At 72.7% G+C, this 11,482-nt stretch carries 10 protein-coding genes and 2 tRNA genes; 10 read left to right on the top strand and 2 right to left on the bottom strand.

The features are described 5' to 3' along the window. Positions 1–42: 42 nt before the first annotated feature. From AB0I91_RS24575 to AB0I91_RS24565, 3 genes are all read left to right on the top strand, one after another. On the top strand, positions 43–762 hold the full coding sequence (locus tag AB0I91_RS24575; RefSeq protein WP_499639013.1) for an SDR family NAD(P)-dependent oxidoreductase: 720 nt from the start codon (positions 43–45) through the stop codon (positions 760–762). A 423-nt stretch (positions 763–1,185) separates the two neighbouring features. Further along, positions 1,186–1,761, top strand: coding sequence for an LOG family protein (locus AB0I91_RS24570; protein WP_499639011.1), 576 nt, complete (start codon positions 1,186–1,188; stop codon positions 1,759–1,761). A 96-nt stretch (positions 1,762–1,857) separates the two neighbouring features. Then, on the top strand, positions 1,858–3,225 hold the full coding sequence (locus AB0I91_RS24565; RefSeq protein ID WP_498778488.1) for a serine hydrolase domain-containing protein: 1,368 nt from the start codon (positions 1,858–1,860) through the stop codon (positions 3,223–3,225). A 57-nt stretch (positions 3,226–3,282) separates the two neighbouring features. Here the strand turns inward: AB0I91_RS24565 and AB0I91_RS24560 are convergent, their stop codons facing one another. After that, positions 3,283–4,089 (bottom strand): DUF3152 domain-containing protein, encoded by an 807-nt coding sequence (locus AB0I91_RS24560; RefSeq protein ID WP_499639009.1) that lies wholly within the window; start codon positions 4,087–4,089, stop codon positions 3,283–3,285. A gap of 79 nt (positions 4,090–4,168) precedes the next feature. On the opposite strand from AB0I91_RS24560, the gene AB0I91_RS24555 reads away from it, so the two are divergent. Beyond that, entirely contained in the window at positions 4,169–4,834 is a 666-nt protein-coding gene (locus AB0I91_RS24555) for a response regulator (protein WP_498778486.1), read from the top strand. After that, positions 4,831–6,555, top strand: coding sequence for a sensor histidine kinase (locus AB0I91_RS24550; protein ID WP_498778485.1), 1,725 nt, complete (start codon positions 4,831–4,833; stop codon positions 6,553–6,555). Before AB0I91_RS24555 ends, AB0I91_RS24550 begins: the two co-directional genes overlap by 4 nt. A 12-nt stretch (positions 6,556–6,567) precedes the next feature. Here AB0I91_RS24550 and AB0I91_RS24545 read toward each other — a convergent pair whose 3' ends face one another. After that, positions 6,568–7,224, bottom strand: coding sequence for a pentapeptide repeat-containing protein (locus tag AB0I91_RS24545; RefSeq protein WP_498778484.1), 657 nt, complete (start codon positions 7,222–7,224; stop codon positions 6,568–6,570). A gap of 198 nt (positions 7,225–7,422) precedes the next feature. On the opposite strand from AB0I91_RS24545, the gene AB0I91_RS24540 reads away from it, so the two are divergent. The 5 genes from AB0I91_RS24540 to AB0I91_RS24520 form a co-directional block, all read left to right on the top strand. Beyond that, the gene (locus AB0I91_RS24540; RefSeq protein ID WP_499639007.1) at positions 7,423–8,898 is read left to right on the top strand and encodes an ABC transporter substrate-binding protein; all 1,476 of its coding nucleotides are present in this window, start codon (positions 7,423–7,425) and stop codon (positions 8,896–8,898) included. Further along, a complete protein-coding gene (locus AB0I91_RS24535; RefSeq protein WP_499639005.1) occupies positions 8,895–10,616 on the top strand; it encodes an ABC transporter permease subunit in 1,722 nt (573 codons plus the stop codon). Before AB0I91_RS24540 ends, AB0I91_RS24535 begins: the two co-directional genes overlap by 4 nt. A 235-nt stretch (positions 10,617–10,851) precedes the next feature. Continuing rightward, positions 10,852–10,928: transfer RNA gene (locus AB0I91_RS24530), tRNA-Leu, on the top strand. Position 10,929: 1 nt separating this feature from the next. Next, positions 10,930–11,002: transfer RNA gene (locus tag AB0I91_RS24525), tRNA-Leu, on the top strand. Positions 11,003–11,068: 66 nt separating this feature from the next. Further along, positions 11,069–11,482: PPOX class F420-dependent oxidoreductase (locus AB0I91_RS24520; protein WP_499639003.1), on the top strand; the 414-nt coding region annotated here is incomplete at its 3' end.

Here is an 11,482-nt window from a genome sequence, read left to right as displayed (position 1 = left end):
AGCGGATCGACCCCGGTGAATCCCGCTGATAGGAACCAGGGCATGACGAGAACAGCGGTCGTGACCGGTGGCGGGACGGGTATCGGCAAGGCGGTGGCGGCCGACTTGGTCAAGCGGGGGTTGGACGTCGTGATCACCGGCAGGCGGCAGGACGTCCTGACCGCAGCCGCCGCGGAGATCGGCGCACGGGCGGTCGTCTTCGACGCCGCCGACCCCGAGCAGGTGCGCGAGGCGTTGGCCGACCTGCCCGACCGGGTGGACGTCCTGGTGAACAACGCGGGCGGCAACATGGCCCGCCGCCGTCCCGCGCCCGAGGGGTTGGCGGACGTGCGCGAGCTGTGGCTGGCGAACTTCGAGTCGAACGTCCTCAGCGCCGTCCTGGTGACCACCGCCCTGGAACCACGCCTGGCCGACGACGCCAGGGTGGTCACGATCGGCTCCATCGCCGCCCGGCGGGGTTCGGGCAGCTACGGCGCGGCGAAGGCGGCGATCGAGGCGTGGACAGCGGACCTGGCTTTCGCGCTGGGCGGGCGAGGGATCACGGTCAACGTCGTGTCGCCCGGGGTCACCGAGGAGACCGAGTTCTTCGGAGGCACGCTGTCCGAGGAGCGGCGCAAGAAACTGGTCGGCAACCCAGCCAACGGCCGCACCGGCACACCCACCGACGTAGCCGCCGCGGTGACCTTCCTGACCTCCCCGGAAGCCGGCCACCTGACCGGTCAGGTCATCGGCGTCAACGGCGGCGCCGGCCTCGGCCGCTAACCCCACCACACCACAATCCCCGCCCGCCCCAACCGCCCGCCCGCCCGCACAACCGCACAACCGCCCGCACAACCGCTCAACGACCGCCCCACCCACCCGTACCCGCCGCCGGGCCGGCCGTTTTATCCGGCTAACGGAAGACATGCGATTCGGGTTGTCCCAGGTTGCATTCTCCGCCCAGTCGAGTGATCCACCCCCAAACCCCACCCGCCCACAACGGACCCGCAGCACCCGCACCCAGGCCCGATTTGACATGGGTTCGGCCTGCCTGGGGTGCCCGTAAGGGCCCCATGTCAAATCGAGCCGAACAGCACCACCGCGCCGCCCAACTCACCGCACCCGAACGCCCAACTCGACCCACCCGAACGCTCAACACACGCGCTCCCAACGCAGCACACCCGTAACTTGACCTACCGTGTGCCCATGCGGATGTGCGTGTTCTGCGGCTCCTCCAGCGGACGGGTGAGGCACGTCGAGGTGGCACGGGAGGTCGGCCGCACCGTGGCCGAACGAGGCATCGAAGTCGTCTACGGCGGCGGCCGGGTCGGGACGATGGGCGCCCTGGCCGACGGCGCGCTGGCGGCCGGCGGTTCGGTCATCGGGGTGATCCCGCGCAGCCTCGTCGACTGGGAAGTGGCCCACGAGAATCTCACGGAACTCCACGTGGTCGACTCCATGCACGAGCGCAAGGCGTTGATGGCCGAGCTGGCCGACGCCTTCGTGACCCTGCCGGGCGGCGCGGGCACGTTGGAAGAGCTGTTCGAGGTGTGGACGTGGGCCCAGCTCGGCCTCCACACCAAGCCGGTCGCGCTGCTCGACGTCGACGGCTACTTCACGCACCTGATCAAGATGATCGACCACATGGTGGAGGAGGGGTTCCTCAAGCCGCCCTACCGGGACATGCTGCTGGTGGACCACGATCTCGACCAGCTCCTCACCCGGTGTGGCGACTACCGGACCCCGGACTACACCTGGACCGACGACAACCCCCTGACATAGCCGTAAAACCCCTCCCACGGCACGGGGAAATCGGTACGGTGTAGGGCAACACGAAGGGTTTTCGCAAAGTTTCGCGCCATCCGGGGGGAGCGGGCGATGGACATCAACCACTGGGGGCGACGGTTGGCGGAGCTGTGCGAGGCGCACAAGGTGCCTGGCGCTTCACTGGCAATCCTCGTCGACGGCGAGATCCACGAGTGCGCGACCGGCGTGCTGCACCGCGGCACCGGAGTCGAGGCCACCACGGACTCGCTGTTCCAGATCGGCTCGATCACCAAGCTCTACACCGCCACCTTGATCATGCAGCTGGTGGCCGAAGGCGCGCTCGACCTGGACGCGCCGGTGGTCACCGTGCTGCCGGAGTTCGCCGTGGCCGACCCCGTGGCGACCAAGACCGTGACGACCCGCCAACTGCTGTCGCACACCAGCGGCATCGACGGCGACTTCTTCCACGACACCGGTCGCGGCGACGACTGCGTGGCCGCGTACGTCGCGGCGTGCGCGGATCTCGGCCAGAACCACCCGCCGGGCGCCACGATGTCCTACTGCAACAGCGGGTTCACCGTGCTCGGCCGGATCATCGAGGTGCTCACCGGCCAGGTCTGGGACGACGTCCTGCGCGAACGCCTGCTCGACCCGATCGGCGCGCACAGCACGGTGACCCTGGCCGAGGACGTGCTGCGGTTCCGCGCGGCCCTGGGCCACCTCGGCGAACCCGGCGAAGAGCCCGTGCCCGCACCCGTGTGGGGACTGGCCAGGTCCGCGGGCCCGGCCGGGACGATCAACGCCACCGCCGCCGACGTCGTCCGCTTCGCCCGGCTGCACCTGGACGGCGGCCGGGCGCCGGACGGCACGGTGGTCCTGCCCGCCGAGCAGGTGGCCGCGATGCACCGGCCGTTCGTGCAGCTGCCCGCCAGCCCGGCGCAGCGCATGTGCTGGGGCCTCGGGTGGATCGTCTACGACTGGCCGGGCGGTCCGGTGATCGGGCACGACGGCGCGACGGTCGGGCAGAAGGCGTTCCTGCGGGTCGTGCCCGAGTCGAACGTGGCGATCGCGCTGCTCACCAACGGCGGCGTGCCGGCCGAGGTCTACCAGCGGTTGTTCACCGAGGTGCTGGCCGAGCACGCCGGCATCGTGGTGCCGGACTTCGAGCCGCCCGCCGAGCCGCCCGAGGTGGACATCTCCCGGTACGTCGGTTCGTACGTGCGCGAGGGCTACGACGTCGAGGTGACCGAGCAGGACGGCGTGCTGCACCTGCGCGGCGAGAGCATCGGCGAACTCGCCGCCATCAACGCGGTGACCAACGCGGTGCTCGTGCCGGTGGAGGAAGGGTTGTTCGCCGCACGGCGCAACGAGCACGAGCCGTGGGTGCCGGTGGTGTTCTACACGCTGCCGGACGGCTCGCCTTACCTGCACTTCAGCCTGCGCGCCACGCCCAAGGGCACCGGAACGACCCGCCGCTAGACCGGCGCCACAGGAAGAGGACCGCCCGCCCGGCGTACGACCGAAGACAACCGGCCGTCAGGGGAACGGCCAGCCGTTCGGGCGGCAGACCTTGCCGTCCGTCGGAATCGTCACCCCCTGCGGCGCGCCCGCGATGACGGCGGCCACCTCGTCGTTCGACGTGCTGAACGTCTGCTGCATCATCACGGGCGCGAGCCCGCCGTGCGCCGCGCACGGCCGGTGGCCTTCGCCCAACGCGTGCCCCACCTCGTGGTTGACCACATAGCGCCGGTACCCGGTCAGGTCGCCGTCGAACGCGACCGCCCCGCGCACCCACCGCGCCGCGCTCAGGTGCACCAAGCCGCCGTTGCGGCACGACACGTCCACCGGGATCTCGTACCCGCACACCGCACGAGCGGTGCTCTGCGAGGTCAGCCGGATCCGGATGGCCGCGGGCCCGGTCACCCGCCGGAACGCGACGTCACCGCGCGCCGTCCAGCCACGGGGGTCGGACAGCGTCTCCTGCACGAACGCGGCGAACCCCTGCTCGTCGTACACGACCCCGTCCTCGACCTCCACCGCGTACGTGCGCTCGACCCCCGCACCGACGACCGGCGACGACCCCGGCACAGCGTGGAACGTCCCGTGGCCCTCGACCGGGATCGGGCCGCCATCGGGCAGGTCCGAGCTGGACGCGTACACCCGCTCGGCGGTGGTGGTACTCGCCGCCGGAACACTCGGAGCAGCCCGAACCGCAACACCGCTCGTGGTCTGCTGAGTGGTCGTCGCGGCGGACCGGGCGGCGGTGCGCTCGCCCGCGAACTGGACGAACGTCAACAGCAGGGCGGTGACACCACAGGCGAACAGGACCACGCGGACGTTCATGCTCCCCAAGATCGGGACGAACTGTGAAGAACCTGTTGTCGTCCTGCTCGATGGCCGTGAAGGTCGGCATACTGCGGTCGTGTGCGCCCACATCCTCGTCGCCGAGGACAACCCCCACCAGGCCGAGCTCGTCCGCCGCTACCTGGAGCACGACGGGCACTCGGTGGTGGTCGTGCACGACGGGCGGTCCGCGATCGACGAGGCGCGCCGGCGCGACCCGGACCTGCTGGTGCTCGACGTGATGATGCCTGCGGTGGACGGGCTGGACGTCGTGCGCGTGCTGCGCGCCGACTCCGACGTGCCGATCGTGCTGCTCACCGCCCGGTCGGCGGAGGACGAGGTGCTGCTGGGGTTCGACCTCGGCGCGGACGACTACGTGACCAAGCCGTTCCGGCCGCGCCAGCTCGTCGCCCGGGTCCGCACGATCCTGCGCCGCGCCGGCCGCGCCCGCGTCACGAACGCCGCCGTGCTCAAGGTCGGCGACATCGTGGTCGACCCGATCCGGCACGAGGTGACGCTGGCCGGCGAGCCGGTCGTGCTGACCCCGACCGAGTTCCGGTTGCTGTCGACCCTGGCCGCCCAGCCGCACCGGGTGTTCACCCGCGGCCAGCTGCTCCAGGACGGCTTCACCACCGAGCGGACCGTGGACGTGCACGTGGTCAAGCTGCGCCGCAAGATCGAGCACGACCCGCGCCGGCCGCGTCGGCTCCTGACCGTCTACGGGATCGGCTACAAGCTGGTATGAGCCTGCTCTTCCGCATCTTCTCGGTGTCCCTGCTGATCGCGGGCTCGTCCATCGCGGTCACCGCCTGGCTCGCCACCCAGGCCACCACCGGCAGCATCCGCCAGGAGCAGGGCGAGGCGCTGGCCACCGACGCGTCGATCTACGACCGGCTGCTCGGGTACGCGGCCGACCACCCGTCCTGGGCCGACGTCCAGTCCACAGTGGACGCCCTCGCGGACGAGACCGGCCGGCGGATCGCGCTGACCACGTGGGACCGCGCGCCGATCGCGGACTCCGGTGACGCCGGCTCGCCGCAGCTGCCGGTGAACCCGACCGTGGTCGTGGACCCGCTGAACGTGAACCCGGTGCTCAAGCCGGGCGTGGAGGACGAGATCGACCCCCGCGCGATCGGGCCGTTCAAGCTCAGCCCGGCCGAACGCCATGACCTGCAGGCCCGGGCCGAGACCGTCGCCGCGTGCGACGGGCGCACCGTGGTGGTGCAGCCGAGCGGGCGCCCGGTGCTGCGCGGGCCGCGCACCCTGCCGCCGGCCCGGTACGACGAGTGCCCCGTGGAGGACGCGCTGTACACGCCCACGGAGACGGAGCACAAGGCGGGCGCCGAACTGTACGAGCTGGTCAAGGGCTGTCCCGGAGCCTCGGCTCTGAAGGCGGCCTTGACGCCGTGGCTGGCGCGGGACGGCTCCGACTGGCCGCGCCCGACCGCGGAGAGCACGCCCGCGGAAGCGGCGTGCCTGGCCTCCGCCCGGCGCCAGCAGCTCGCGCCGTACGTCGCACCCGCCGCCCTGCTGTTCCTGACCGAACCGACGGGTGCGCGACCGGCGACCGTCGACCTGTCCACGGCGGGCGTCACGCGCATCGCGTGGACGGCGCTCGGCATCCTGGCCCTGGCCGGGCTCGCGTCCTGGCTGACGGCCAACCACCTGGTCCGGCCGATCCGCGCGCTCACGGCCGCGACCCAGCGGATGGGCGCGGGCGACCGGGAGGTGCGCGTGACCGCGGCCAAGGGCGAGATCGGCGAGCTGGCCAGGTCGTTCAACGCCATGTCGGCCAAGCTCGCCGACACCGAGCGGCAGCGCCAGGCCATGGTCGGCGACGTCGCGCACGAGCTGCGGACGCCGTTGAGCAACGTCACCGGGTGGCTGGAGGCGGCCCAGGACGGCGTCGCGGCGACCGACCAGCGGCTGGTGGCGTTGCTGGCGGAGGAATCCCTGGTGCTGCAACGGCTCGTGGACGACCTGCACGACCTGGCGCAGGCCGACGCGGGCACGTTGCGCCTGCACCCGGAGCCGATCGACGCGGCCGACGTGATCGAGCAGGTGGTGGCCGCGCACGCCAACGGCGACGTCGCCGTCACCGCGCGGACCGAGGGGGAGCTGTTCCTGGTCGCCGACCCGGTGCGGCTGCGGCAGGCGGTGGAGAACCTCGTCACCAACGCGATCCGCTACACGCCGGCCGGTGGCGCGGTGACCGTCACGGCCCGGCTCGACGGCGGCGTCGTGATCGAGGTGGCCGACACCGGCGTCGGCATCGCGCCGGACGACCTGCCGCACGTGTTCGAGCGGTTCTGGCGGGCGGACAAGTCGCGCAGCCGCAGCACCGGCGGCAGCGGCCTGGGCCTGGCCATCACCCGGCACCTGGTCGAGGCGCACGGCGGCACGGTCACGGCCGCCGCCGAACCCGGCTCGGGCGCGACGTTCCGGATCACCCTGCCCGTGCCGTGAGCCCGTGGGAGCTCAGCTGTCCTTGATGACGATGCCGAGCGTGTGGGCGAACGCCGGCGCGAGGTCGATCGCCTGGGTGGAGGTGATCGTCGCGCCGCGCAACGAGGCGAACCCGTCGCGGATGCCCAGCTCGGCGGCCTCGCGCAGGTCGACCTTCTTCAGCTTCACGCCCTCGAACCGGAGGTCTTCGAGCGTCGAGCCGGGGAACGTGACGTCGGTCAGCTCGGCCTCGGTGAAGTCCACGTCGCGCAGGACGCAGTTGACGAACGCGACCTCACGCAGCGCGGCGCCGCGCAGGTTGACCGAGACCAGCTTGCAGCCGAAGAACGTGACGCGGCTCAGGCCGGCCTCGAACATCGCCACCCCGGCGAACGCGCTGTTCACCACCTCCGCGTCGAGCCACCCGGTTTCGGCCAGGTCGGTGCCGATGACCTGGACGCCGTGCAGCCACACGTCGTTGAACCGCGACCGCCGCAGCGTGCCCTCGGTGAACCGGACCGCGGACAGCGCCGACTCGCTGAACCGCGCGTTGCCGGCGGCGGGTTCGGGGAACTCCCGGTCGGCGATGTGGACGACGTTGTAGTCACCACCCGACTCCAGTCGCCCGCCGTCGTGGTCTTCCAGGTAGGCGGCGAACGACAGGTCCGCGAGCGCCCGGGGTTCCGGCATGCGGGGGATGGTAGTCGTCCGCCGAACGACGCCGTAGCTGGTCACGCTGCTTATCGCCTTCGGCCTGGTCACGCGCGCCCGACCACGTGAGGCAGGCCGCGACGCCCGCCCCACGTGGCGGTGCCCACATCCGCTATTGGGAACGATAATCATCTTGTTAGGTTCACGGCGCCCTGTCACCGAACGCTGGGACGATCCGTGCGCCACCGCTCCTCCGCCGCCGCTCTCGTGGCGTGCGCCCTGCTGCTGACCGGCTGCTTCGCCCCTGCCGCGGAACCGTCCGACGGGCGGATCAAGCTCGCGATGCTGCAACCGCCGCGTTCGGGCCTGACCCCGTTCAGCGACGACGCGTTCAAGCTCTCGCGCTGGTCGACCGCGGAAACGCTGGTCACCCTCGACGCGGACGGCGACGCGCGGCCCGGCCTGGCCACCGGGTGGCGGCGGATCTCGGAGCAGGCCTGGGAGTTCACCGTCCGCCAGGGCGTGACCTTCCACGACGGCACCGCGTTGACCGCCGCGGCCGTCGCCAACACCCTCACCCGCGCCACCACCGCCTCGCCCAAGCCGCGCATCCTCGACGGCGTCGAGCTGACCGCCGAGGCGGCGGGGGACACCGTCGTCGTCACGACCGGCACACCCGACCCGCTGGTGCCGCAACGGCTCTCGTCACCGCAGCTGGCGATCCTCGCGGAGAGCGCTTACCGCGCGGACGGCAAGGTCGACCCGGTCGGCACGGGCACCGGACCGTTCCGCCTGGTCGCGGTGAACGGCACGACGACCGCCACCCTCGACCGCTACGACGGCTACTGGGGCCCGAAGGCCGCCGCCGAGGGCATCGACGTGTCGTTCGTCCCCGACGGCACCGCCCGTGCCGCCGCGATCCGCAGCGGTGAGGCGCACGTCGCGGAAGCCGTGCCGGTCTCGCAGGCGGCGTTGCTCGACCAGGCGACGATCACCGAGGTGCCGATGCCGCGCACCAACACCCTGTACCTGAACACCAAGGCGGGACCGTTCCAGGACCAGGGCCTGCGCGCCGCCGCACGCGAGGCGATCGACGCCGCCGAGATCGTCCGGAGCGTCTACGAGAGCCGCGCCGACGTGGCCGGAGGGCTGCTCGGACCCGCGCTGCCGTGGGCCGCGGCCGGACGCGCCCCGCTCGCCGAGCGAGCCAAGGCCTCCGACCCGAAGGGCGTCCCGATCACCCTGGCCACGTTCTCCGACCGCGCCGAGCTGCCCGAGGTCGCCTCGGTGCTGCAACAGCAGTTGCAGGACGCGGGGTTCACCGTCACCCAGGTCGTGCGCGAGTACGCGCACATCGAGGAGGACGCGCTGGCCGGGAAGTTCGACGCGTTCATCCTGTCCCGGGCGACCGTGCTGGACTCGGGCGACCCCGTCGCCTACCTCCAGTCGGACTTCACCTGCGCGGGCTCCTTCAACATCGCCCGGTTGTGCGACGGTGACGTGGACGCGGCCGTGCGGACCGCCGCCGCCACCGAGGCGGGCGAGCAGCGGCGGGCCGCGATCCTGGCGGCCGAGGCGGCGGTGCTGCGGACCGACGCGGCGATCCCGATGCTGCACGAGCGCGTGATCCAGGGCGACGCGACGTCGGTGGTCGACTCGGCCAAGGACCCGCGCGAGCGCACGCTGATCACGTCGGCGACCCGCCTGCGGTGACCGCGCTGGTCTCCCGCGTCGGCGGGCTCGCCGCGGTCGTCGCGGTGATCGGCCTGCTGCCGTGGCTGTCCGGGCGCGACCCGGCGCTGTCGGTGCTGCGCGCCCGTTCCGCCGAGCAGGAGCCGACGGCGGAGGCGCTGGACGCGGTGCGCCGCGAACTGGGGCTGGACGCCGGGCCGGTGGCGTTGTTCGGCGACTGGCTCGCGGGCGCGCTGCGGGGCGACCTCGGCCGGTCGTGGGTCGGTGGCGGCGAGGTGCTGCCCTCCGTGCTGTCCGCGCTGGGCGTCTCGCTGGCGCTGATGGGCGCGGCGCTGGTGGTGGCGTTGGCGCTGGCCGCCGCGCTGTCGGCGTCGACGGTCGTGCGCGGCGCCAGGGGGACGGCACGGGCGCGCACCGGCGCCACCGCCGCGGTGCCGGCCGCGTTGCCCGAGTTCCTGCTGGCCACGGTGCTCCTGGTGGTCCTGTCGGTGTGGCTCGGCTGGTTCCCGCCCTACGGCTGGCGGGGGCCGCAGCACCTGGTGCTGCCCGCGTTGGCGCTGGGCCTGCCGGCGGGCGGCATCCTCGGCCGGCTGGTGGACGACGCGCTGCCCGCCGTGTTCGAGGAGCGCTGGGTCGTGCTGTGGCGGTCGTGGGGGTGTTCGCCGGGGGTGATCGGGCGGGCCGCGGCACGTCGTGCGCTGCCCGCCGTGCTGCCGCAGTTCGGGCTGGTCGCCGTGGGGCTGACCGGGGGAGCGGTGGCGGTGGAGGTGGTGTTCGCCGTGCCGGGCCTCGGCCGGACCGCGCTGGGGGCCGCGGAGGCGCAGGACCTGCCGCTGCTGCAGGCGTCCGTGCTCGCGCTCGTGCTGCTCGGGTTGGTGGGCGGCGCGCTCGTGGCCGGTGTCCGGCGGCGGATGCTCGGGCAGGCGCTGCGCGACGCGGCCCTGCCTGCTCCACCGCCCGTGACGGCCCCGGTCGGCCTGCCGCACCGCGTGGTCGTCGTGGTGGGCGCGGTGGTGCCGGTGGTCGTCGTCTGCTGGGGACTGCTGGGTGAGCCGCTGCGGGTGGACGCGGCGGCCCGGCTCGCGCCGCCGGGGTGGGCGCACCCGTTCGGCACCGACGCGCTGGGCCGTGACGTGCTGGCCAGGGTGGGGCACGGTGCGGCGGCCACGCTCGGCGTCACGGTGCTGGTGTGCGCGTGCTCGTTCGCGGTGGCGCTGGTCGTCGGCTTCCTGCCCGGCCTGGCCGAGGGCGCCGCCGAGACCGCCAACGCCGTGCCGCCCGTGATCGCGGGCATCCTGGTCGCGGCGACCGTCGGTCCGGGCGCGGTCGGCGCGTCCATCGCGGTCGGCCTGGTGTCGTGGCCGCCGCTGGCCGCCCACGCGGCGGCGCTGGTGCGGGAGAACCGCGCGGCCACGCACGTCGCCGCGGTGCGTGCGCTGGGCGCGGCGCCGTCCTGGGTCCTGACCCGGCACGTGCTGCCCGCGGTGGCGGGTCCGGTCGCGCGGCACGCCGTGCTGCGGCTGCCCGGTATCGCGTTGGCCCTGGCGTCGTTGGGTTTCCTCGGCCTGGGCGCGCCGCCGCCGACGCCGGAGTGGGGGCTGATGCTGGCCGAGTCGCTGCCTTACCTGGAGCGCGCGCCGTGGGCGGCCCTCGCCCCGACGGCGATGCTGCTGCTCCTGGCGGCGTCGGCGGTCTCGCTCTCGACCTTGCCGAGGAGGCCGGGGCGATCGTTGTCCTGAGTGGATAGTGCGGGCCGTGCGATAAAAGCGTTGCGCTGCCCGGTGGTTCGGGGCAAGCTGATCGCACACCACAGCGGAAGGGCGGGAGTCATGGCGGACATGCGGCAGCACGAGCTCCTGCTCCTGCTGGGTCTTGCGGACTCCCCGCCGTGACGTGACCGCGTCAGGACTGCGGGAGCCGCCCATCGGGAGACCGATCCGGGCGGCTTCGTCGTTTCGCGGAGCGCGTCCGCTCGCGGTTCTAGCCCAAGTGGTAGAGGCGTCTGGTTGAGGGCCAGTCCAGTCGGGGTTCGAATCCCCGGAACCGCACCAAGCCCCTGTAGCCCAACGGAAGAGGCATCGCGCTCAGAACGCGACCAGTCCAGGTTCGAATCCTGGTGGGGGCACGGAGTTCACCTGAAAGTGCGGCGGAACGTGGAATACGCGGCGGTCGGCCGGAGGTTGGTGCGTGCATGACCGAGACAGGATTCGACCCGCACGCGCTGCTCGCCCAGAGCAAGATCGGCGTGCTCGCGACGATCAAGGCCGACGGCCGTCCCCAGCTCTCCCCGATCATGCCCTCCTACGACCAGGAGGCGGGCGTCATCCGGGTGTCGACCACGGAAGGGACGGCCAAGGTCGCGAACCTGCGCCGCGACCCCCGGGTCGCGCTGGAGGTGACCAGCCAGGACGGGTGGAAGTGGGCCACAGTCGAGGGCACGGCCACGATCGCCGGGCCGAGCACGGACCCGCACGGCCCGGAGGTCGAGGGGCTGGTGGACTACTACCGCCGCGCCGCGGGCGAGCACCCCGACTGGGACGAGTACCGGGCGGCCATGGTGTCCGACCGGCGGGTGCTCGTGACGATCAAGGTCGACCGGGTGTAC

The organism is Actinosynnema sp. NPDC049800 (genome assembly GCF_040656635.1).
In the GTDB taxonomy this organism is placed as follows: Bacteria; Actinomycetota; Actinomycetes; order Mycobacteriales; family Pseudonocardiaceae; genus Actinosynnema.
The sequence above is the reverse complement of the archived record's forward strand: the minus strand, read 5'-3'. Positions and strand labels throughout refer to the sequence as shown.

What these genes read in the sequence shown, in the direction of transcription:
- AB0I91_RS24570 (WP_499639011.1), top strand. Translation starts at nt 1,186, where the DNA reads ATGCGGATGTGCGTGTTCTGCGGCTCCTCCAGCGGACGGGTGAGGCAC.
- AB0I91_RS24565 (WP_498778488.1), top strand. Translation starts at nt 1,858, where the DNA reads ATGGACATCAACCACTGGGGGCGACGGTTGGCGGAGCTGTGCGAGGCG.
- AB0I91_RS24545 (WP_498778484.1), bottom strand. Translation starts at nt 7,224, where the DNA reads ATGCCGGAACCCCGGGCGCTCGCGGACCTGTCGTTCGCCGCCTACCTG.
- AB0I91_RS24560 (WP_499639009.1), bottom strand. Translation starts at nt 4,089, where the DNA reads ATGAACGTCCGCGTGGTCCTGTTCGCCTGTGGTGTCACCGCCCTGCTG.
- AB0I91_RS24575 (WP_499639013.1), top strand. Translation starts at nt 43, where the DNA reads ATGACGAGAACAGCGGTCGTGACCGGTGGCGGGACGGGTATCGGCAAG.
- AB0I91_RS24550 (WP_498778485.1), top strand. Translation starts at nt 4,831, where the DNA reads ATGAGCCTGCTCTTCCGCATCTTCTCGGTGTCCCTGCTGATCGCGGGC.